This window comes from Kitasatospora sp. NPDC008115 (assembly GCF_042957205.1).
GTDB lineage: Bacteria > Actinomycetota > Actinomycetes > Streptomycetales > Streptomycetaceae > Kitasatospora.
On sequence record NZ_JBIBHU010000024.1, the window covers coordinates 52182 to 74310 of the forward strand.

18 protein-coding genes are annotated in these 22129 nt (G+C 73.6%); 10 read left to right on the forward strand and 8 right to left on the reverse strand.

Translation table 11 applies throughout. From position 1 onward, the window contains the following. Positions 1–183: 183 nt before the first annotated feature. Positions 184–2259 carry a DUF2075 domain-containing protein gene (locus ACFZBX_RS27155; RefSeq protein ID WP_391536394.1) on the forward strand — a complete coding sequence of 692 codons (2076 nt, stop codon included), beginning with the start codon at positions 184–186 and terminating at the stop codon, positions 2257–2259. 56 nt (positions 2260–2315) lie between these two features. Here the strand turns inward: ACFZBX_RS27155 and ACFZBX_RS27160 are convergent, their stop codons facing one another. Then, on the reverse strand, positions 2316–2444 hold the full coding sequence (locus tag ACFZBX_RS27160) for a DUF6408 family protein (protein WP_220783974.1): 129 nt from the start codon (positions 2442–2444) through the stop codon (positions 2316–2318). Positions 2445–3484: 1040 nt separating this feature from the next. On the opposite strand from ACFZBX_RS27160, the gene ACFZBX_RS27165 reads away from it, so the two are divergent. Beyond that, a complete protein-coding gene (locus ACFZBX_RS27165; protein WP_391536395.1) occupies positions 3485–4711 on the forward strand; it encodes an MFS transporter in 1227 nt (408 codons plus the stop codon). 73 nt (positions 4712–4784) lie between these two features. Here the strand turns inward: ACFZBX_RS27165 and ACFZBX_RS27170 are convergent, their stop codons facing one another. From ACFZBX_RS27170 to ACFZBX_RS27200, 7 genes are all read right to left on the reverse strand, one after another. Further along, positions 4785–5645, reverse strand: coding sequence for a helix-turn-helix transcriptional regulator (locus tag ACFZBX_RS27170; RefSeq protein WP_391536396.1), 861 nt, complete (start codon positions 5643–5645; stop codon positions 4785–4787). A gap of 90 nt (positions 5646–5735) precedes the next feature. Further along, positions 5736–6578 (reverse strand): class I SAM-dependent methyltransferase, encoded by an 843-nt coding sequence (locus tag ACFZBX_RS27175; protein WP_391536397.1) that lies wholly within the window; start codon positions 6576–6578, stop codon positions 5736–5738. Next, positions 6575–8086, reverse strand: a complete 1512-nt coding sequence (locus tag ACFZBX_RS27180; RefSeq protein WP_391536398.1) for a 4-hydroxyphenylacetate 3-hydroxylase family protein — start codon at positions 8084–8086, stop codon at positions 6575–6577. Before ACFZBX_RS27180 ends, ACFZBX_RS27175 begins: the two co-directional genes overlap by 4 nt. After that, entirely contained in the window at positions 8083–8730 is a 648-nt protein-coding gene (locus ACFZBX_RS27185; RefSeq protein WP_391536399.1) for a flavin reductase family protein, read from the reverse strand. The genes ACFZBX_RS27180 and ACFZBX_RS27185 overlap by 4 nt, the downstream gene beginning before the upstream one ends. Next, entirely contained in the window at positions 8727–10559 is a 1833-nt protein-coding gene (gene asnB, locus ACFZBX_RS27190; RefSeq protein WP_391536400.1) for an asparagine synthase (glutamine-hydrolyzing), read from the reverse strand. The genes ACFZBX_RS27185 and asnB overlap by 4 nt, the downstream gene beginning before the upstream one ends. After that, a complete protein-coding gene (locus tag ACFZBX_RS27195) occupies positions 10559–11314 on the reverse strand; it encodes a hypothetical protein (RefSeq protein ID WP_391536401.1) in 756 nt (251 codons plus the stop codon). The genes asnB and ACFZBX_RS27195 overlap by 1 nt, the downstream gene beginning before the upstream one ends. Before the next feature lie 267 nt (positions 11315–11581). Next, positions 11582–12520: a LuxR C-terminal-related transcriptional regulator gene (locus ACFZBX_RS27200; RefSeq protein WP_391536402.1), complete on the reverse strand. Its 939-nt coding sequence runs from the start codon at positions 12518–12520 to the stop codon at positions 11582–11584. Positions 12521–13151: 631 nt separating this feature from the next. Between ACFZBX_RS27200 and ACFZBX_RS27205 the strand changes: the two genes are divergently transcribed. The 8 genes from ACFZBX_RS27205 (at position 13152) to metK (ending at position 22088) form a co-directional block, all read left to right on the forward strand. Further along, a complete protein-coding gene (locus tag ACFZBX_RS27205; protein WP_391536403.1) occupies positions 13152–14096 on the forward strand; it encodes an ABC transporter permease in 945 nt (314 codons plus the stop codon). Between the two features lie 2 nt (positions 14097–14098). Next, positions 14099–15028: an ABC transporter permease gene (locus ACFZBX_RS27210; RefSeq protein ID WP_391536404.1), complete on the forward strand. Its 930-nt coding sequence runs from the start codon at positions 14099–14101 to the stop codon at positions 15026–15028. Then, on the forward strand, positions 15025–15876 hold the full coding sequence (locus tag ACFZBX_RS27215) for an ABC transporter ATP-binding protein (RefSeq protein WP_391536405.1): 852 nt from the start codon (positions 15025–15027) through the stop codon (positions 15874–15876). The genes ACFZBX_RS27210 and ACFZBX_RS27215 overlap by 4 nt, the downstream gene beginning before the upstream one ends. Then, the gene (locus ACFZBX_RS27220) at positions 15873–16676 is read left to right on the forward strand and encodes an ABC transporter ATP-binding protein (RefSeq protein WP_391536406.1); all 804 of its coding nucleotides are present in this window, start codon (positions 15873–15875) and stop codon (positions 16674–16676) included. Before ACFZBX_RS27215 ends, ACFZBX_RS27220 begins: the two co-directional genes overlap by 4 nt. A 138-nt stretch (positions 16677–16814) precedes the next feature. Continuing rightward, the gene (locus tag ACFZBX_RS27225) at positions 16815–18431 is read left to right on the forward strand and encodes an ABC transporter substrate-binding protein (protein WP_391536407.1); all 1617 of its coding nucleotides are present in this window, start codon (positions 16815–16817) and stop codon (positions 18429–18431) included. A 28-nt stretch (positions 18432–18459) separates the two neighbouring features. Next, a complete protein-coding gene (locus ACFZBX_RS27230) occupies positions 18460–19479 on the forward strand; it encodes an LLM class F420-dependent oxidoreductase (RefSeq protein ID WP_391536408.1) in 1020 nt (339 codons plus the stop codon). 116 nt (positions 19480–19595) lie between these two features. Further along, on the forward strand, positions 19596–20690 hold the full coding sequence (locus ACFZBX_RS27235) for an LLM class flavin-dependent oxidoreductase (protein WP_391536409.1): 1095 nt from the start codon (positions 19596–19598) through the stop codon (positions 20688–20690). 189 nt (positions 20691–20879) lie between these two features. Beyond that, positions 20880–22088, forward strand: a complete 1209-nt coding sequence (gene metK, locus ACFZBX_RS27240; protein WP_391536410.1) for a methionine adenosyltransferase — start codon at positions 20880–20882, stop codon at positions 22086–22088. Positions 22089–22129 lie beyond the last annotated feature (41 nt).

Consider the following 22129-nt stretch of genomic DNA (forward strand, 5'->3'; position numbering starts at 1 on the left):
GGTGGACCTTCGCCCGGTCGATCTCTTGACGGGTATGCCGTCGATGAGCATTGTGTACCGACGGCCGCTTCTGCATCTAGGATCTGCGGTACTGTTTGCGGCCCGACAGGCTTCCCGCTGAGGACATGCCCCCAACCCGCACGAATCACTCGTGGTCTGGTCTGGGGGAGTCCCTTCGTGCCCATGCTCCTGCTGAAGTTGTCGGCGCAGGATCTGCTCACTCTGAACTCGCGTCGCCGGATGGTGCCGCATCTTGCCGAACGGTGGCGAAAGTTCCGGGAGCACGAGGCTTCGGAGACGGAGCGGTTGGCGTGGGCGGAGAGTCTGATTTGTCTGGCGAACGATTTGGTCGCCGCTGATCGTGGCAATGTGCAGATGGTCGTCGAGTGCGCCGCGACTGCCGACGAGGACATCAAGGGGAGCAGTCCCAGGCTTGTGGACGTCGTCCTGGTGGGCCGCCATCCACGCGAGGATCGGCCGTCCGTCCAATTGGTGGAGCTGAAGCGTTGGTCGACGGTGACCAGAGTCGAGCGGGCCATCGCGGACCAGATCTACGTGGCGGGCCTGGCGAAGCCCAAGAAGCACCCTGCGCTTCAACTGCGCGAGTACTACCATGCGTTCACCGGCAGCCAGGGCCCCTTCGGCATGGTCGACATCGAGTGCGGCGGCTTCGCCTATCTGCACAACGCCACCGAGGACTCGGTCCGTCCACTGATCGACGTGGACGCACCGACGGGTGTCTATGCGCAAGTGTATACCGGTGATCGTCGCCGCCAGTTGTTGACCGACTTGCAGGGACACTTTGCCGCCGACGGCGGCGGCACCGAGGCCGAGCTGCTACTGCAGGGCATCGGAGTGCGCAATACACCGCTGCTCGACGCGATGATGTGGTCCCGGGGTACGGACACGGTCTTCACCCTGCGCGGCCGGCAGAAGGAGGTGGCTGATCGGATCCTGGAGACAGCTGCCAAGGTACTTCCCTCCTCGAAGCAGTCCGCGCTGGTTCCGGACGAGCGACGAGTAGTTTTCCTGGTGACCGGTGGCGCAGGCACCGGCAAGAGCGCCATCGGCCTGCAAGTCAAGGCGGAACTGGAGGCCGCCGGCCGGAACGTCAACTACGCCAGCGGGAGCAGGGCCTTCAATGCGGCGATGCAGGAGCACGTCGGTGTCGGTGACCGGGAGTTCAAGGAGACCTTCACCTACTTCTTCGATTACGTCACGACGCCCGACCCGCTGCTCGATGTTCTGATCTGTGATGAGGCACACCGACTCCGTGACCGCTCCGAGAACCGGTTCTGGCCGCCGGAGAAGCAGGGATCTCGGCCGCAGGTGGACGAACTCCTCGATGCGTCCCGGCTGACGGTGTTCTTCCTCGACGAAGGCCAGGTCGTTCGTCCGAAGGAGGTCGGTACGGTCGATCTGATCCAGCAGGCGGCTGATCGGCGCGGAGCCAAGGTGGTGCGGTACGGCCTCCGCGAGCAGTTCCGATGTGGTGGCAGTGACGCGTACGTCCGCTGGGTGCACGCGCTGCTCGGTATGTCGGATGACGAACCTGAGCACTGGACGCCGGACGGCTTGATGCATGTCGAGGTGGTGGACACGCCGGACGCGCTCAGGGACATCATTCTCGGCGAGGAGAGCGCCGGGGCATCTGCGCGTATGGTTGCCGGCTACTGCTGGCCTTGGACCGAGCCTCTGGGCCGGGAGAAGCGACTGGAGCGGGATGTCAGGATCGGTGACTGGCACGAGCCGTGGAACGCGAAGAGCGACAGCTTCTGCGCGGACGGCGTCCCGCCCGGTGTCAGGTGGTCGATGCACAAGAACGGCATCGGCCAGATCGGCTGTGTGTACACCGCACAGGGCCTCGAGTGGGACTGGTGCGGAGTGATTATGGGCGATGACATGGTGCGCCGGGCCGACCAGTGGGTATTCCGCCGAGGCAAGGAGACGGAGAAGTCGGCGCAAGGTGTAAGACGGGTGAGAGTCCCAGGATCGCTTGATCCGAAGGTCAGTGCGAGCAGCGTCGGTGACGATGAGTTCGCCCGCCTGATTCGGCACGCCTACCACGTGCTGATGACTCGGGCGAGCCGGGCGACGGTGCTCTATTCCACGGACGAGGAGACCCGGGCCTACCTCAAGGGCCTTGTCGGGGAGACCGAGATCCACGGATTGCGGCCGACTCGGGAGAGCTTGCCATGGCACCACGCCCGTCCGAACCGGGGACGGAAGAAGCCCAAGAACGACCTTCGGTTGTTCTGACGGAAGGTGTGGAAACGTGGAAGTGGCGGGCTCGCCGGGCCCGCCACTGACCTGCGTCAGAAGAGCAGGTGCGCCACCGAGGTCAGCGCCGCCACCAGCATGTTGGAGGCGACTCCGACGGCGATGTCGGTAAGGATCTCGCGGATCCGTCCACGACGCGCAGGCTTGTACTCGATCGAGGTCATGCGGCCATCCTCAGGTAGTGATATCGGAATGGCAGGGGGCACCCTACCGGGTAACCACGCTCACGTCAGATGTTGACCACCTGACGGGCACAACCACTCGTCAATCGCCGCCTGTTGAGGGCGCATGGAACCTAGGCCTCGTACCCTCCGGGAAGGTGCGCAGCGCAGCGATTGTACCGCCTGGGCAGATCGGCGGCGGGGGTCAGGGAGCGGAGCTTCTCCCGGGTCGCGTGCAGCCAGGGCCCGGTCCGGCCCTGGGGATGCCATTGGTCCCAGAGCCCGTCCCAGTCGAAGGCACCGTCACAACGCGCTTCCAGAAGATCGAGCTTGCCGGCGTCCGCAGCGGCGTTCCTCGACTTCGGCGCCCGGAACTTCGGCAAGCCGTTGGAGATCTTCCGACAGCTTTGGCCGCGAGCGCTACGACGGAGTCGGGGAGGGGCTGGAGCGGGGAGAGCTGGGGAAACCGAGTGCCGGCTCTTTCTGTTGCTGTGTCAGCCGGTGGTCGCATGGTGGTCACCGGGCCGCATCGGCCGGGGTGTGGCCGGTTCTGCTGTTCGGGTTTGCTGGTAGGCGGGCAGTCGCCGGTGGAGGTGGGGGCGCTGGCGCCAGGGGCGCCGGGCGCGGCAGGTGGGCTGGCGGTGATCTACAGCGACGTCACGCTCGACACCGGGTGGTGGCACTTCGACGGCAGTGGCCTTGCCGGCATTCAGTGGATCATCGTCGGGCCCCGGTGTGGTCCGCACGGCCGGCCCAGAAGCGGTTGTGCGTTACGCCGAATTCCGCCGGCCGCCGCTCGGCCGACCGGCAGGATGGCGGCGCCTGTGGCCGGGTACCGGCACTCGGCTGCTCGACGCACGGCTTCACCGTGCTGCGCACCACCGTGCGGCGGCCGGTGCCGGAGGCGGGAGGCGGGAGGCGGTGCCTGTGAGTGGGGGTCACAGGATGAACGGGCGACTGGTTGGCGGGGCGGCCGGGGGACAGGATGGCCGGGCTGCGCGGCATTTCCTGTCCCTATGTCACCCCGAAGGCAGTGATCATCCTTGACCAGTACCTCCGCAGCCCCGCCCGGTGAGGGTACGGCCTCGTTCGACCGGTTGCGTTACGCGGGCGTCTTCGTGCTGCTGTTCCTGTTCGGCACCGAGACCTTCCTGGTCTCGCCGCTGCTGCCGACCATCGCGGACTCGATCAGGGTCGGCGAGGCGGCCGCCGCGTCGAGCGTCACCGCGTACGTGCTGGTCTACGCGGTGTTCGCGCCCTTCCTCGGCCTGCTCAGCGACCGCTTCGGGCGCCGTCGCACGCTGGTGGCCGGGACGGTGCTGTTCGTGCTCTCCAATGTCGGGGCCGCCGTCTCCACCGATCTGACGGGCCTGGTGCTCTCCCGGGCGCTGGCCGGGCTGGCCGCCGCCGCGGCCGGCCCGGCGATCTGGGCGCACATCGCCGAGACCGCCCCCGACGCCGTCCGGGGCCGGGCGCTGGGCCTGGGCATGGCGCTGTTCTCCTGCGGCCAGGTGATCGGCGTCCCGCTGGGCGGGTTCCTGGCCGGGGCGGCGGGCTGGCGGTCGGCGTTCTGGGCGCTGGCCGTCGGTACGGCGCTGGCCGTGCCGCTGCTGCTGCGGCAGGTTCCGGCGGGCGACCCGGCGGCGGAGCGGCCGGCCTCCGGCGGGGCCGTCCGGGCGCTGCTGGCGGGCTGGGGCGACCCGGTGCTGCGGCGGGCGCTGCTGGTGAACACCGTCTTCAACGCCGCCAACCTGGGGGCGTTCACCTTCCTCGGGGTGGTGCTGGTGCAGCGCTTCGACCTCTCGGTGCAGGCGCTCGGCCTGGTCGGCGTGCTGGTCGGCGCGGGCAGTGTGGCCGGTTCGCTGCTCGGCGGGCGGCTGGGCGACCGGGCCCGCGCCGCCGGGCGGCACAACCTGCCGCTGCTGCCGGTCTGGGGCGCGCTGCTGACGCTCGGCATCCTGCTCACGGTCAAGGGGCCGGGCCTGGTGGTGACGCTGGTGGGCGTGGTCGTCTGGTTTGTGGCCAGCGGCGGCTTCGTGACGGACCAGCAGACCCTGGCCGGCACGGTCGCCCCCGAGCTGCGGGCCACCTCCAGCGCCTGGCTGACCTCCACGATGTACGCGGGCACCGGGCTGGGCGCCTGGGCGATCGGGGCCTACGGCGACGCGGCGGACAGCACGCTGGTGGTCGGCACGGTGCTGGCGGTGGTGGCCGTGGCCGGGGCCCTGCTGGTCAGCACCTCGCTGCGGAACCGGCAGGCGGCCGGCTGAGCGGCGCCGGAGGGGAGCACCGAAGCCCGTACGGGGTTCCGTACGGGCTTCGGCGTGTGCCGGGGAGGTGCGGTCAGCCCGCCTGCCGGCCGGGCAGCGGGCGCAGCGGGCGGTCCACCAGGTCGGTCATCCGGCTGCGGTCCTCGGCGGCGACCGGGGTGAAGAGCAGTACCAGGGCGGAGGGGTCGTCCACCGGGTGGAAGGAGGAGAGCGAGAGCCGGACGGGCCCGACGCCGGCCGGCTCCACGGTGACCGTGCGGGCGGTCAGTTCGGCCACCGAGTGGCAGCCCCACCAGTGGCGCAGCTCCGGTGCGTCCTGGTCGAGCCGGCGGTACAGCTCGCCGGTGCGCGGGTCGGCGAGGGCCGGGCCGGCCTGGGCGCGGAAGTGCTGGAAGACGTTCATGGCCAGCGGCTCCCAGTCGTGCAGCACACCGCGCAGTCGGCGGTCGGCCGCCATCAGCCACATCAGGTTGCGCCGGTCGGCGGGGACGGCCTCCGGCGGGCCCCAGAGCGCGGCCCAGGCGGCGTTCCAGCCGAGCAGGTCGAAGTGGTGGTCCAGCAGCACGGCCGGGCTGGCCGGCCAGGAGTCCAGCACCGGCTGGACGGCGCCGGCCAGCCGGGCGGCGGCGCCGTCCGCCGGGGCGGCCGGCTCGTGGTAGCCGGCCAGCCGCATGGCGTGCCGCAGCCCGGCCGCGTCCAGCCGCAGCGCCCGGGTGACCGCCTCCAGGACCTGCCGGGAGGCGGTCACCCGGCCCTGCTCCAGCCAGGTGTACCAGGCCAGCCCGACCCCCGAGAGCGAGGCCACCTCCTCCCTGCGCAGGCCCGGGGTACGGCGGCGCGCGGTGGACAGCAGGCCGACGTCGGCGGGCTTGAGCTGCTCGCGGTGGGCGCGCAGGAAAGCGCCGAGCTCCTGGCTGGCGAGGGGAGTTGACATGGCGTTGGCTCCTCGGGGGGCGGGGCTGCGTCGTACCTCAGACTAGAGCGGCAGCCGTACGGGCGGGTCGCGCCCGGTGGCGCGGGCGGATCAGCGCGGCGCCAACCGCCAGAGCCGTACCGGCATGTGGCTCACCCAGCCGCGTTCGGCCTGCCGGCGGGCGGCGCTCTCGCCGACGGCCGTGAAGAAGGCGGGCCGCCGGGCCGGGGCCACCAGCCGGCTGTAGTAGTCGCCGAAGGTGGCCGCGTGGAAGTGCTCGTACTGGGCGGCGTCCCGGACGGTGACCACGGCGTCCCGCTCCAGGTACGACTCCACGGTGAAGAACCCGCCGAGCAGTTCGGCGAGGTCCTCGACCGTACGTGTCCGGGTGGCGATCGGCAGCACCTCGCCCTCGCTGAACACCTGTGGCACCAGGGCGGGTTCGGTGCCGGTCGCGATCAGCGCGTCGCGGACGATCTCGTCCTCGCCGCCGAGCCCGTGAGCGTCCCGGGCGGGGTGGTAGGTGGTGAGCAGGAAGCGGCCGTCGGGGGCCAGCCGGTCGGCCACCCAGCGGAAGACGCGGTGCTCCACCGGGTACAGCCAGTGCAGCACCGAGGTCATGGTGACCACGTCGGCCCGGACGTCCAGCGGCTTCGGATCGGTCAGGTCGGCCCGGTGCAGGACGGTGCGGCCGGGGAAGCGGGTCAGTCGCTCGGTGGCCTCGGCTATCCGGTGCTCGGAGCGCTCCAGGCCGACGGCGAGCCGCAGCGAGGGGTGGCGGTCGAGGGCGGTCTCCAGCAACTGGCCGATGCCGCTGCCGAGGTCGACCAGGGTCTGCGGGTTGCCGGTGACCTGGTCGAGGACCCAGTCGCGGTCCTGGACCTGGCGCAGCCGGCTGGCGTCGGCGTAGCCGGCCAGCGTGCCGGCCTGGATCTCGATGGCGGATGCGGTCACTGCCGGGCCTCCTCGGGGACGGTGCCGGCCGCGGTGGCGGCGTGCGGCTCGGGGGCGGTGTCGATCAGGCGCAGCAGCCGCTCGCGGGTGCTGCTCTGGTCGTAGCGGTTGAAGATGTTGATCCGGTTGCGGGCGAGGTCGCCGCGGTGGACGTACTCGTAGAGGTCCTGGCGCTGGCCGAAGCCGTCGCCGGTCAGCTCCCAGGCCAGCCTGAACAGGCGGGACTTGTGCTCGGCGTCGATGTCCTTGCCGCGCATGTAGCGGTCGATGTGCGGGCGCAGCCGGGGGTTGGCGAGGTCGCCGGCGGTGGGCTGCATCAGCAGGCCGGAGGCGCCGATCTTCCGGACGATCTCCACCGCGCTCGCCGCCACCTCGGCGGACCAGACCCGGCTGGCGGCGGTGTCGCCCGGCGCGAGCAGCCCGCTGTCGGTGACCCGGGCGCGGGCCTCGGCGGCGTCCAGGAAGTACTCGGTCAGCTCCGCGTACCCGGCCAGCCGGCCCAGGTCCTCCTGGATGTTGCGGAAGCCCTTCACCCCGATCGACTCGGCGACCAGGGTGGCGGTGGCCAGCAGGGTGCGCAGCCGCTCCCGGTAGCGGACGTGGCCGATGTAGGCGCTCCACGCGTTGATCCGGCCCAGGCCCACCCGGGCCAGCTCGCCGTCGCGCAGCAGGAAGACGCGGTCCCAGGGCACCAGCACGTCGTCGAAGAACAGCATCGCGTCCTGCTCGTCGTACTTGGCGCCGAGCGGGTGGTCGTGGCCCCACGGGGTGCTGCCCAGCGGCTCCCGGCAGAGGGTGACCAGGCCGGGGGTGTTCAGCGGCAGCGCGAACCAGACCACGAACTGCTCGCCGCGCCGCTGGGTGAAGGAGGCGGAGAGGTAGACCAGCACCTCGTGGGCCAGCGGGGCGAGGGTGGTGAGCTGCTTGGCGCCGCGCACCACGATGCCGCGCTCGTTCTCCTCCAGGACGCGCAGGGCGAGGTCGGGCTCCTCCACTGGATCGGCGGAGCGGTCGATCTGCGGGTCGCCGAGCGCGTGCGAGAGGACGAGGTCGTTGTCGGCGCAGTGCCGGTACCAGGCCTCCGCGTTGGCACCGAACCGCTCGTCGTTGCGGGCCAGCTGGTGGCGGAAGTCGTAGACGCCGAGCGCGATGGAGGCCATGAAGGAGGGCGAGCGGCCGTGCTGGCCCAGCGCCTCGGCGTGCCAGAACTCGGCGCTGCGGCGCTGGAGGCGCAAGTCCTCCAGGGTGCGCGGCGGGGCGTAGGCGCGGGCGATCCGGCGGCCGGTGTCCTGGTCCCGCACGGTCAGCAGGTCGCGGTGCTCGGGGTCGTGCTGCAGGTCGAGCAGTCGGGCCAGCTCCAGGGCGGCGGGGCGGAAGGCGGGGTGCTCGGCCGGGTTGGCGACGCGCTTGCCGTCCAGGTAGAGCTCGCGGCCGTCGTCGAGTTCGGCCAGGTACCGCTCGCCGGTGAGCAGTCCCCGTCCGGTGGCCGGCGTGTCCAGCAGGGTCATGCGGTGGCTCCTGTCGAAGTCATGGTCGGGGCGTCGGTGGGTTGCTTGTCGGTGAGCTGCTTGTCGGCGGGCTGTTTGTTGGTGGGCTGCTTGTCGGTGAGGGCGGGTGCGGGACCGGTGAGGGCCGGATCGGCGAGCGGGTGGGCCAGGGCGCGGTAGCGGCCGTCGTGGTACAGCAGCGGCTCGCCCGGGGCGCCGTCGGCGGCGACCACCTCGCCGACCAGCAGGGCGTGGTCGCCGCCGGGCAGGATCGCGTGCAGCCGGCAGTCGAACCAGGCCAGGCAGTGGTCGACCACCGGCGCGCCGGTGGCCTCCACCCGCATCGGCACGGTGGTGAACATGCCGAGCGCCCGGCCCGCGCCCGGGGTGGCGAAGCGGCGTCCGACGGCCTCCTGGCGGGCGCTCAGCACCGACACCGCGAACCGGCCGGAGTCCCGGACGGCCGCCGCCAGCGGGCTGCGGGCGGCCACCGCCACGCTGACCAGCGGCGGGTCCAGGGAGAGCGTGCCGAAGGAGGAGACCGTCTTGGCGAAGACCTCGTCGCCGTCCCGGGCGGTGAGCACCGCGACCCCGGTCGTCCAGTGGCGGGCGGCCGCCCGGACGTCCTGCGGCTCCACCGGCCCGCGCCTGCGCACCGGGCTCATCGGAGCGCCACCCGGTACGCGCGCAGCCACTCGTCCAGCTGCACCAGGTGGTCCAGGCCGCCGACCGGGTTGGGCGCGGTGCGGGGGCTCGGCAGCGGCCGGCCCTCGGCCAGCAGCCGGCGTACGGCGGCCCGGTCCACCAGGTCGAAGACCGGCGCCTGCGGGTCGGCCAGCAGGGCTTGCGCCCGCTCGGTCAGCACCTCCGTGTAGCGGACGGCCGGGGTGGACGGGTAGCCGCTCTTCGGCCGGTCCGCCACCTGCGGCGGCAGCAGGTCCCGGACGGCGTCCCGCAGCAGGCCCTTCGGTCTGCCCTCCGGTGCCTTCAGCGCCCAGGGGACGTTCCACAGGTACTCCACCAGCCGGTGGTCGCAGAACGGCACCCGGACCTCCAGGCCGACCGACATCGACACCCGGTCCACCCGGTCCAGCAGCGGCGGCAGCCAGCGGGTCAGCGCCAGGTGGAACACCTCGCGCACCCGGGCGTCCGCTGCCGACTCGCCGGCCAGGCGCGGGACGTCGGCGATCGAGTCGCGGTAGGCCGCGGCGGTGTACTCGGCCGGGCGGACCTCGGCCGCCACCTCCGCGCGCAGCAGGTCGGCCGGGGTGGCGCGGCCGTGCAGCCAGGGGAAGGTGCCGGAGGCCAGCGCCGCCGCGTCGTGGAAGTACGGGTAGCCGCCGAAGATCTCGTCGGCCGCCTCGCCGGACAGCGCCACCGTGGAACGTCGGCGCACCTCGCGGAACAGCAGGTGCAGCGAGGCGTCCATCTCGCCCCAGCCCGGCCGGTCGCGGGCCGCCAGCACCACGTCCCGGGCGGGCAGCAGGTCGTCGTCCGGCACCAGGACGGCCGTGTGCAGCGTGCCGATGTGCTCGGCGGCGGCGTGCACGTACGGTGCGTCCAGGGTGGTGCGCCAGGCGTCCGGGGTGCGGTCGGCGCTGCCGGGGAAGTCCACCGAGAAGCTGGTGATCTTGCCCTGGCCGGCCCGCTCCCGGGCGATCGCGGCCAGCGCGGTGATGGCGCTGGAGTCCACCCCGCCGGACAGCAGGGTGCAGAGCGGCACGTCGCTCAGCAACTGCCGCTCCACCGCGTCCGCCAGCAGTTCCCTGACCGTCGCCCGGGTGCGCTCCGGAGAGTCCTCGTGCGGGCGCGACTCCAGCCGCCAGTACCGGACCTCGGTGGTCGCCGACCTGGTCACCCGTACCAGCCGGCCCGGCCGGACCTCGTTCAGCCCCCGGAAGAGCCCGTGGCCGGCGGTCGGCGCGGCGGGCAGCGCGAAGAGCTCGGCCACACCCTGGGCGTCCAGTTCGGCGCGGAACAGCGGATTGGCCAGCAGCGCCTTCGGCTCGGAGCCGAACAGCACCCCCGAGCGGTGGGCGTGCCAGTAGAGCGGCTTGATCCCCAGGTGGTCCCGGACCAGCAGCAGTTCCTCATCGCGGGCGTTCCACAGGGCGTAGGCGAAGATTCCGTTGAAGCGCTCGGGGGCGGCGGCGCCCCACTGGAGATGCGAGCGCAGCAGCACCTCGGTGTCCGAGTCCGTCCGGAAGACGTGCCCGTAGGCCTCCAACTCCCGCCGAAGCTCACGGTAGTTGTACAGCTCGCCGTTGTAGCCCAGGACGACCTGCGGGGCGTGCGGGGCGTCCGCCAGCGGCTGCACGCCGCCGTCCAGGTCGATCACCGACAGCCGGCGGTGGCCCAGCGCGAGGTGCCGGGACAGCCACACCCCCTCGGCGTCCGGGCCCCGGCACACCAGGGTGCGGGTCATCTCCCGGACCGTCCGCTCCTCGCGGCGCAGGTCCGCCTCCCAGTCCAGCCAGCCTGTCACGCCGCACATCACGCCTCCTGGCGGGGGTCGGAATCGGAAGGGGCCGAGGCCTCCCAGCGGCAGCCGTGGCCCGTCGGTCCGCTCAGCAGCCGGACGGCCGGGCGGAAGCCCTTGGCGCGGATGTTGGAGGACACCGCCTCCGTGCAGTACGTGCAGGGGGAGGCCAGGGTGAGGCGGACACCGGAGCGGCGGGCCTGCTCGCGGTAGTCCCAGATGGCGCAGTGGGTGATGGTCAGCGCGGAGTGCTCCGCAGGGTCCTGGCCGGTGCCGTGGTCCTCGTCGAACTCGTAGTCGGAGCCGTACAGCTCGGCCTGGCGGGCGAGGCGGTGCATCGGGTCGGCGGCGCCGCGGCCGTAGTCCGGCTCCACCTCGCGGTGCACCTCGGCGTTCGACCGGGCCCACTCGGCGAGCACCGGCTCGCCGTACCGGGACACCAGGAAGCGCTCCATCAGCGCCTGGCCCCGGAAGAACACCCGCTGCCACTCGGGGGCGCCGGCCGAACCCTCCTCGGGGAGGTCCGCGAACACGGCGGACTGCAGGGCGAACCAGTCGGTCAGGTGGACCTCGTCCCCACGGGACACCAGGAACCTGGTCAGGCCGGCCTCGGCCTCGTGCAGGCGGCGGCGCCAGAGCGCGGAACGCTCGGCGTCCGACATCGAACGGTACGGGGACGGGGGCAGCTCGGGCGGCAGACCGGGGCCGGCCACCGGCAGAACGGCGGTGGCCGGCGCGGACGGTACGGCACCCTCGGGCGGAATGCTCAACGGGTCACTCCCTTCGGCGGATCGCGGTGTCGCAACCGTATGAAGGGGGGTGGTGGGGGGAGTAGCCCCGAACGGACCCACTGGTGGCGACGATCGGAGACCGGGAGTGCGCCGAAGGTCGCCCTCGGGGGCATGCGGTGGCTGGGGTGGGAGCGGGGTGGGAGCGGGGCGGGTGGGGGTGGTTGTGGGCGGTTGCGGGTGGGTTGAGTGCGGGGTGGGGGTCTGGCGTTGCGCGTGGTTCCTCGCGCCCCCGAGGTCGGTGGTGGGTCAGCCGGCGAGGCCGTGGCGGTGGGCGTAGAGGGCGGCGCGGAGGCGGTCGGAGTGGCCGGTCTTGCGCATGGCGGAGGTGAGGTGCTTCTTCACGGTGGCTTCCGCCAGGGCGAGTTCGCGGCCGATCTCGGCGTTGCTGAGGCCCCGGGCGAGCTGGGCGAGGACTTCGCGTTCGCGTTCGGTCAGGCCGACCTGCTGGAGGGGCGGTTCGGCGGCCTGGCCGGCCAGGCTGGCGGGGTGGACGCGGACCGGGGGCGGGGCGGGGAGGAAGACCGAGCCGCCGGCGGCGGCGAGTTGGACGGCGCCGATGATGCGGTCCTCGGGCAGGTCCAGCGGGAAGCAGCCGACGGCGCCGGCCAGCAGGATGCGGCTGGCCTCGGCGGTGGACTCGGCGCGTCTCAGCAGGACGACCCGGGTGTCCGGGGCGCCCTCCGGCCCGCGCAGGGCGGCGGCGGCGGCCAGGTCCTCGCCGAGCGAGGCGCCCCGGCCCAGCAGGACGATGTCCGGCCGGACCCGGCGGACGGCGGCCACGGCGGCGGCCGGGTCCCCGGTGCTGCCGACCACGGTCAGCCCCGGCGCCGTGGCCAGTACGGACCGCAGGCCGGCACTGGCCACGGGGTGCCGTTCGACCAGGAAGACCCGGGTGGCGCCGGCCGCGGCCTCCTCGCTGCCGCACATCGGGTGCCCGCAGTCGCAGGCGGCGGTCGGTGCGGCGGGCTGCGGGCCGGGCTCGGCCAGCAGCTGGTGACCGACGATCAGGTCGAGCGGGTTGTCGATCTCGCTGTGCAGTGCCTCGGCCCCGATCACCGGGCCGACGCCGATGTGGGAGAGCCGGCGGGCGCTGCCCCGGTGCGGGACCCGGTGCGGATGCGGGTCGCGGGCGCCGGTGGGGAGGGCGCGCTGGGGGGCGTACTGGGACAGGGCGTACTGCGGCATGGCGGGTGCGGTCCCCTCGGACGTGGCGGGCCGGCTCGTGGGCACGGCTGCTGCGGCGGGGCCTGGTACGGAGGTCGCGGGCCGGAGGCGGCGGGCGGCGGGGCGTACACGGGCCTGGTGCGGGAGCGCTGCTGCCGGGGTCGGGGCTCGGCGTCAGCGCTGGAGAGCGCGAGGACACAGCTCGTCGAAACACCTGCGGTGCCACGAGCCGCCGATACCGACCAGGGTGAAGCCGGTCCGCCGGATTGCCATGCCATCAGGGTAGTTCCGGGCCTCGTAGCAGGTCAAGGACGGGAGGGCGGTCCGGCGGAGGCGGTAGTCGGATGCCCCGCGCGGCCGATCCTATGACCAGGGGTAACAGCATGAACTGCTGACTGGCTGTCAACGCCGCCCATCAGCGACCTTCATGACGTCGGCCTTCCGCCGCCCACCCGGTGCGCCGAGCCGTTCCGACGTGCCCCGGACCGTTCCGGCGCGTCCCGGCCCGCCCCAGGGCCGCCCCCTCGAAGGTCCCGCGCAGACCGCCCGCCGGTGCCACCGGCCCCCGTCCGGAAAGGAATCCCGCCATGCCCGCCGCCGACCACCGGACGGCCGCCCGACCCGGCGCGGCCCAGCCCCGAGGGGTGCGCGGATGACCGGGTTCCTGCTGCGCCGCCTGCTGCTCGCGGTGCCGACCCTGCTCGGGGTGACGGTGGTGGTGTTCGCCACGGTGGCCCTGGTGCCGGGCGATCCGCTGACCGCGCTGCTGGGGCCGGGCGCCCCGCCGGAGGCCCGCCGCGAGCTGTCCGAACGACTGGGCCTGGACGAGCCGTTGCCGCTGCGCTACCTCGGCTGGCTGGGCGGGGTGGCCGGCGGCGACCTCGGGGTCTCCATCTCGGCGCAGCGCCCGGTGGCCGAACTGCTCGGCTCCGCGCTCGGCCAGACCCTGCTGCTGACCGGCGCCGCCTTCCTGCTGGTGCTGGCCGGCGGGGTGCTGCTGGGGGCCCTCGGCGCGCTGCGGCCGAACGGCCCGCTGGGCCGGCTCTGCGACGCGCTGGGCACGCTGGCGGTCTCCGCGCCGCAGTACTCGGTGGCGCTGCTGCTGATCGCGGTGTTCGCGGTCAACCTGCGCTGGCTGCCGGCCGGCGGCACCCACGACGTGTTCGGCGGCGGCGGCGCGGGCGACCTGCTGCGCCACCTGGTGCTGCCCGCCGTGGCGGCGGCACTCGTACCGCTGGGCCTGACGGCCAAGGTGTTCCGGGCGGCGCTCTCCGCCGTGCTGGCGGGGGAGTTGGCGGACAGCCTGCGGGCCCGCGGCCTGAGCCGGTTCGCGGTGCTGCGGCACTGCGTGCACAACGCCTCGCCGGCCCTGCTGACCATCGGCGGCCTGCAACTCGCCTACCTGCTGGAGGGCGTGGTCTTCGTGGAGACCCTGTTCGCCTGGCCGGGCGTCGGCCGGCTGCTGTACGACGCGCTGACCGCCCGCGACCTGCCGCTCGTCCAGGGCGGGGTGCTGGTGGTGGCGGTCGCCTTCGTCGGGATCAACCTGCTGGTGGACGCCGCGCACGCGGCGATCGACCCGCGCGTGCGGAGCTGACCGTGACACTGACCGCCAAGCCTGCCAAGCCCGCCAAGTCCGCCGGACCTGCCAAACCCGCCGGACCCGCCGGACCCGTCGAGCCCGGAGCCGTCCGGCGCGCCCCCCGGGACGTCCTGCTGCTGCTCTCCGCCGGGGCCGCCGCCCTGCTGGTGCTGCTCGCCCTCGGCGCGCCACTGGTGGCCCCGTACGATCCGGCGGCCGGCTCGCTGGAGGACCGGCTGCTCGACCCGGGCGCCCCCGGCCACCTGCTCGGTACCGACGGCCAGGGCCGGGACGTGCTCAGCCGGCTGATCTGGGCCGGCCGGGCCTCGCTGGTCGGCGGCCTGGTACCGGTGCTGGTGGCCGTCACCGCCGGCACCCTGCTGGGCATCGCCGCCGGGCTGGGCGGCCGGGTCACCGAGCAGGCGCTGCTGCGCACCCTCGACGTGCTGTACGCCTTCCCCGGGGTGCTGCTCGCCATCGCGGTGGCCACCCTGCTGCGGCCCGGCCTGGGCGCCACCGTGCTCGCGCTCTCGGTGGTGCTCACCCCGGCGGTGGCCCGGGTGGCCTTCACCGAGGTGCGGCGCATCCGCACCGCCGAGTACCTGGAGGCCGCCCGGGTCAGCGGGGCCGGCGGGCTGGACCTGGCGGTGCGCCAGGTGGTGCCGGTGGTCGCGCCGGTGGTGCTGGTGTACGCGGCCTCGCTGGTCGGCCTGTCCGTGGTGTACGCGGCCGGGCTGTCCTTCCTGGGCCTGGGCGTGGCGCCGCCCACCGCCGAGTGGGGCGCGATGCTCGACGAGCTGCGCCCCAGCCTGTTCACCCACCCGTGGGTGGCAGTGCAGCCGGCCCTGGTGATCCTGCTGGTCTCGGTGGTCTGCAACACCCTCGGCGAGCGGCTGCGCCGACGGATCGGCGACAGCGGAGCACACCTTCCGGAGGCGGGCCGATGAGTGTCCTGGACGTGGCCGGACTGGCCGTGGAGTACCCCGGCGGAGTCCGGGCGGTGGACGGGGTCTCGTTCTCCGTCGACGCGGGCGAGGCGCTGGTCCTGCTGGGCGAGTCCGGCAGCGGCAAGACCACTGCCGCCCGTGCGGTGCTCGGCCTGCCCGGGCGCGGGGCCCGGGTCAGCGGCTCGGTGACGCTCTCCGGCACCGACCTGCGGGCCCTGGACGCCCGGGGCTGGTCCCGGGTGCGCGGCGCCCGGATCGGCTACGTCCCGCAGGACCCGACCGGCTCGCTGGACCCGCTGCGCCGGATCGGCCCGCAGCTCGCCGAAGTCCTGCTGCGCCACCGGCGGGCCGACGGCCGCCGGGCCGCCCGGGAGGCCGTGCCCGCCCTGCTCGCCGAGGCCGGGGTGGCGGAGCCGGAACGCGTCGCCCGCGCGTACCCGCACGAACTCTCCGGCGGGCTGCGCCAGCGCGCGGCCATCGCCATCGCGGTCTGCTGCGGCCCCGAGCTGCTGATCGCGGACGAGCCCACCACCGCCCTGGACGCGCTGGTGCGGGGCCGCGTCCTCGACCTCTTCGACGAGCTGCGCCGCGAGCGCGGCATCGCCCTGCTGCTGGTCACCCACGACCTGACGGCGGCCCGCCGGATCGGCGGCCGGGTGGCCGTGCTGCGGGCCGGCCGGATCTTCGGCACCGGGCCGACCGAGCAGGTGCTCGGCGCGAGTCCCGGCACCGCGGCCGATGCCGATGCCGATGCCGAAGCCGACCCTGCCGCCGGTGCCGCCCCTGCCGCCGGTGCCGCCGATCCGGCCGATGGCCTGGTGGCCGCCGAACCGGGAGGCCGTCGATGAGCGCCGAGTCCGCCGCCGGCACGCCGCTGCTGGAGATCACCGAGGTCCGCAAGGGCTTCCGCCGGGGCAGCCTCGCCCTGGACGGCGTCAGCCTGCGGGTGGCACCCGGCGAGACGGTCGGCCTGGTCGGCGAGTCCGGCTCCGGCAAGTCCACGCTGGCCCGGCTCGCCCTGGGCCTGCTCGCCCCCGACGAGGGCACCGTCCGGTTCGCCGGACAGGACCCGTACGGGCTGCGCGGGCGGCGGGCCCGGCCCGTCCGCGCCCGGCTCCAGTTCGTGCCGCAGCACCCGCGCGGCTCCCTCAACCCCGCGCTGCGGGCCGGCGAGGCGGTGGCCACCGCGCTGCGCCTGCACGGCACCCCGCGCCGGGAGCGGCCCGCCGCCGTGGCGGAGCTGTTCGGGCAGGTCGGCCTGGGCGCCGAGCTGGCCGCGCGCTACCCCCGGGAGCTGTCCGGCGGGCAGCTCCAGCGGGTGGCCGTGGCCCGGGCCCTGGCCACCCGGCCGGACCTGGTGGTCTGCGACGAGCCGACCTCCGCCCTGGACCCCGCGGTGCAGGAACGCCTGCTGGACCTGCTCGCCGGACTCCAGCAACGCACCGGCCTGGCCTACCTGTTCATCTCGCACGACCTGGCGGTGGTCCGCCGGATCGCGCACCGGGTGCTGGTGCTGAGGCACGGCCGGGTGGTCGAGGAGGGCGGCGCCGACACCCTGTGGTCGGCCCCCGCCCACCCGTACACCCGGGCCCTGCTGGAGGCCGCCGAGTGCGGGCCGGCGCCCACCCCCCAGGGCGCCCGCGACTGAGCCCGTCCGCAACCGCACGCCCCGCCGCCCCATCGCCGCCCTTCCAGTCCCCGACCGCGCGCCCTGCCACCCCACCTCCACCCCACCTCCGCCGCCCCTTCCCCGTACCGCCGACCCGACCAGCGACAAGGAACAGCCATGACGCACCACCGTCCCGCCCGCATCAGCCCCAGAGCCGGCGTGCTGCCGGCCGCCGCCGTCGTGCTGCTCGCCACCGCGGGCTGCGGCTCCGGGGCGGAGGCCCCGGCCACCGGCGGCGAGGGCCGGGGCGGCACCCTGGTGGTCGGCGCCACCGGCAAGCTGCCCAACCCCGACACCGTGATCGGCGGGGCCGGCTTCGAGGGCAAGCGGCTGGTCAGCTTCCAGATCTACGAGGGCCTGACCCGCTACGACCTGTCCGTCACCGACCGCCCGCCGGCCGTCACCGGCGCGCTCGCCGAGTCCTGGAAGGTCGCCGAGGACTCCCGCACCTGGACCTTCAAGCTGCGCAACGGCGTCACCTTCCAGGACGGCACCCCCTTCGACGCCGACGCCGTGGTGTTCAACCTGGACCGCTACCTCAACAAGCAGAGCGAGCACTACACCGACGCGATCGGCGCCGCCGCCCAGGAGTACGCGGGCTCCATCACCACCTACCGCAAGCTCGACGCCGACCACGTCGAACTGGTCACCAAGGACCCCAACGGCCACTTCCCCGAGGACCTGGCGCACGTCCTGATCGCCAGCCCCACCGCGGTGAGGAAGACCGGCTCCAAGGACTTCGCCAAAGAGCCCGTCGGCACCGGCCCGTTCTCCTTCGTCTCGCACACCGAGGGCCAGCAGATCGAACTGGCCGCCAACAAGTCCTACTGGCGCGGCGCGCCCAAACTGGACCGGCTGATCGTCAAGCCGCTGCCGGACGCCGCCGCCCGCACCGCCGCACTGCGCTCCGGCGGGGTCAACTGGATCGAGTACCCCAACCCCGACGACATCGAGAGCCTCCAGCGGGACGGCGTCCGGATCGCCAGCAACAGCTACGACCACATCTGGTACTGGATCCTCGACACCTCCAAGGCGCCCTGGAACGACCCCCGGGTGCGCAAGGCCGCCAACTTCGCCGTCAACCGGCAGGCCATCGCCGAGAAGCTGCTGCGCGGCACCGCCGACCCGGCCCTCCAGGCCGCCCCGCGAGCCACCTTCGCCTACGACCCGGCCGGCGACGCCTACGGCTACGACCCGGCCAAGGCCAAGGCGCTGCTCGCCGAGGCCGGGGTGGCCGGCGGCTTCAGCACCTCCGTCACGGTGCCCACCGGCGGCTCCGGCAACCTGCTGCCCGTTCCGATCGCCGAGGCCATCCAGCGCGACCTGGCAGCCGTCGGCATCAAGGCCGAACTGCGCACCACCGACTGGTCCACGCTGATCGGCGCCGAGGCCAAGGGCCAGGTCGCGCTCGGCTCGGACGCCATCGCGCAGTCCACCACGCTGTTCCAGTCCGAGGCGCTGCTGCCGCTGTTCATCGGCTCCAAGAGCCCGTTCTGGACGGGCCACTACAGCAACCCCAAGGTCGACGAACTGCTGAAGTCCGCCTCCGCCCAGCCCGACCAGGCCAAGCGGCAGGCCGACTACCGGCAGGCGCTCTCCCTGGTGACCGCCGACGCGCCCTGGCTGTTCGTGGTCAACGACCGCAACCCGCGCGCCCTCTCACCCAAGGTGCAGGGCCTGGTGCAGCCGCAGTCCTGGTTCATCGACCTGACCACCGTCTGGGTCGGCAAGTAGTGACCCCCGTACGAGAGAAGGCCGCTCGATGACCACCCCGCACGCACCCGACCGCCGCGCCGAGCCGCCGAGGTGGGGCATCACCCTCCCCCTGCCCGGCCTGACCATCGACCGGCACCGCTTCATCGTCGAACGGCTGCCGGAACTCGGGTACACCGACGTCTGGAGCGCCGAGGGCGGCGGCACCGACGCCTTCACCCCGCTGGCCGCCACCGCCGCCTGGTCCCCCTCGTTGCGGATCGGCACCGGCATCGTCCCGGTGCACACCAGGGGCCCCGCCGTACTCGCCCAGACCGCCGCCACCCTGGCCCAACTCGCCCCCGGCCGCCTGCTGCTGGGAATCGGCGCCTCCGTACCGGCGCACGTCACCGACATCAACGGCATCCCCTTCGACGAACCGTTCAAGCGCACCCGGGACGTGCTGCGCTTCCTCACCCGGGCACTGCGCGGCGAGCACATCGCCGGTGACTTCGACACCTTCTCGATCACCGGCTACCAGCTGCCGCACCCGCCCGTCGAACCGGTCAAGGTGATCCTGGGCGCGCTGCGCCCTGGCATGCTGAAGCTCGGCTTCAACGAGGGCGACGGCGCGATCACCAACCTGCTCTTCCCCGAGGACGTGCCCAAGGTGCTGGACGCCGTCGGGCCGCAGCCGCCGGGCAAGGAACTGGTGGTCAAGGTGTTCGTCTGTCCCACCGAGGACACCGACTACGCGCACCGGGCCTCCCGGCCGTTCCTGGCCTGGATCCTCAACCGCGAGCCCTACCGCAAGTTCCACGAGTGGCTGGGCCACGGCGAACTGCTGAAGGAGGCCCACGAGCGCTGGGCGGCCGGCGACCCGGAGGGCTCGCAGCGGGCGCTGCCGGACGAGGTGGTCGACGGCCTGTTCGTCTCCGGCTCGCCCGAGGAGTGCCGGGAGCGCATCCTGCGGTACCACCGGCCCGGCGTCACCACCATCCAGCTGTACGTGTCGCTGCCGCCCGAGGTGTTCGTCAGCCGGGCCCGACTGCTGGACACCCTGGCCCGGCTCGGCCCGGCCGCCGGGTAGCGCCGCCGGGCAGCGCGCCCCGGTCCATGACACCCGGCCCCTGCCCAGGTACGGCCCGGCAGGGGCCGGGGCAGGCGCGCACCCCCCCGTACAACCGCGAATGCGGAGGCAGAGCAATGGAGTTGGAGATCCGGGGCGGCGTGAGAGCCGCCCCCGTACACGGCCGGACACCGCGCGAGCGGCAGGCGCTGCGCTTCGCCCCGGACCTGCGGGAGCGCGCCGCCGACCCCGGGCACGTCGCCCGGACGGCCCGCGAGAACGAGGAGGACGGGCTGGACAGCGCCCTCGTGGTGCAGTCCAGCTCCTGGCCGGACCCGTGGCTGGTGGCCACCTGGGCCCTGGCCGCCACCAGCCGGCTGCGGATCGCCGTCGCCCACCGCGTCGGCACCACCGCGCCCACCGTCGCCGCCCGCCAACTGGCCACCCTGGACCGGCTGTCGGGCGGCCGGGCAGCGGCCCACGTGATCGTCGGCTCCAGCGACCTCGATGTCGCCCGGGACGGCGATCTGCTCGGCAAGCAGGACCGCTACCGGCGCGCCGACGAGTACCTCACCCTGCTGCGCCGCTCACTGACGGCGGAGGAGGAGTTCGACCACAGCGGCGAGTTCTACCGCGTCCAGGGCGCCCGCCCCGGGCTGCGGCCCGAGCCGCGCGGCGAACTGCTCTCCTTCGGGGGCTCCTCCCCGCAGGGCGTACGGCTGGCGGCCCGGCACGCCGAGGTGTACGCCGTACCCGCCCTGCCGCTGCCCGACACCCGCCGCCGGATCACCGAAGTCCGGGAGGCGGCCACCGGGTTCGGGCGGGTGGTGCGGATCTGGCGGCACCTCACCCTGGTGCTGGCCGACACCGACGAGGCCGCCCGGGACAAGGTCCGCGAGCTGCGCGGGGAGGCGCTGCGGCTCACCGCCGGCCCGGACGGCCACCGGTTCGCCCAGGCCGTCGCCCTGGACCGCGACCGCGAGCGGGGCCGGGCCGCCGAGGAGCGGCCGGGCGAGCAGGTGGCCGCCTACGTCCGACGCTCCTTCGCCACCGTGTACGCGGGCTCGCCCGCCACCGCCGCCCGCCGGATCAACCTGCTGCGGTCGGCCGGGGTGGACATCGTCCAGCTCGACCTGTCCACCGAGACCGACCAGGACCGGGCCCTGCGGCGGGAACTCGTCGCGCTGCTCCGCTCGCCCGCGGCGGCGGCCGCCCGACGGCGGGGCTGGTAGCCGCGGGCCCGTCCGGGGAGCGCCGTGACATGCCGTCAAGTGCCATGAACCGCTGCGCCGCTGCGCCGCTGCGCCGCTGCGCCGCTGCGCCGCTATGCCGCTGTGCCGCTGCGCCGCTGTGTACCGCTGCGGTCTGCTGTGAAGCGCCACGAACTGCCATGACCCGCCACGACCTCAGGGAGCATCCAGATGGCCAAGCGCCTGTTCACCTCCGAGTCCGTCACCGAGGGACACCCGGACAAGATCGCTGACCAGATCAGCGACACCGTTCTCGACGCCCTGCTGAAGGAGGACCCGAAGTCCCGGGTCGCGGTCGAGACGCTGATCACCACCGGCCTGGTGCACATCGCCGGCGAGGTGACCACGAAGGCGTACGCGCCGATCGCGCAGCTGGTGCGGGAGAAGATCCTGGAGATCGGCTACGACTCCTCGAAGAAGGGCTTCGACGGGGCGTCCTGCGGTGTGTCGGTGTCGATCGGCGCGCAGTCGCCGGACATCGCGCAGGGTGTGGACACCGCGTACGAGGCCCGGGTCGGGGGCTCCGGCGAGGGCCAGGAGGGGGACGACCTGGACCGGCAGGGTGCGGGTGACCAGGGGCTGATGTTCGGGTACGCCTCGGACGAGACGCCGGAGCTGATGCCGCTGCCGATCACGCTGGCGCACCGGCTGGCCCGCCGGTTGTCGGAGGTCCGCAAGAACGGGACGATCCCGTACCTGCGGCCGGACGGGAAGACCCAGGTCACCATCGAGTACGACGGGGACCGGGCCGTCCGCCTGGACACCGTGGTGGTCTCCTCGCAGCACGCCGGCGACATCGACCTGGAGTCGCTGCTCACCCCCGACATCCGCGAGTACGTGGTCGAACCCGTACTGGCCGAGTTCGCCATCGACGCCTCGGACCACCGGCTGCTGGTGAACCCGACCGGCCGGTTCGAGATCGGCGGTCCGATGGGCGACGCGGGTCTGACGGGCCGGAAGATCATCATCGACACGTACGGCGGTTTCGCGCGGCACGGCGGCGGGGCGTTCTCGGGCAAGGACCCGTCGAAGGTGGACCGTTCGGCGGCGTACGCGATGCGGTGGGTGGCGAAGAACATCGTGGCGGCGGGTCTGGCGCGGCGGGCCGAGGTGCAGGTGGCGTACGCGATCGGGAAGGCCGAGCCGGTGGGCCTGTTCGTGGAGACCTTCGGCACGGAGACGGTGGACGTGCTGAAGATCCAGGAGGCCGTGGTGAAGGTCTTCGACCTGCGGCCGGCCGCGATCATCCGGGACCTGGACCTGCTGCGGCCGATCTACGCGCAGACCGCCGCGTACGGGCACTTCGGCCGCGAGCTGCCGGACTTCACCTGGGAGCGCACCGACCGCGTCCAGGAACTCAAGGCGGCCGCCGGTGCCTGAACCCGGCGCCGTGGTGGTCAGCGGCTCCATCGCCACCGACC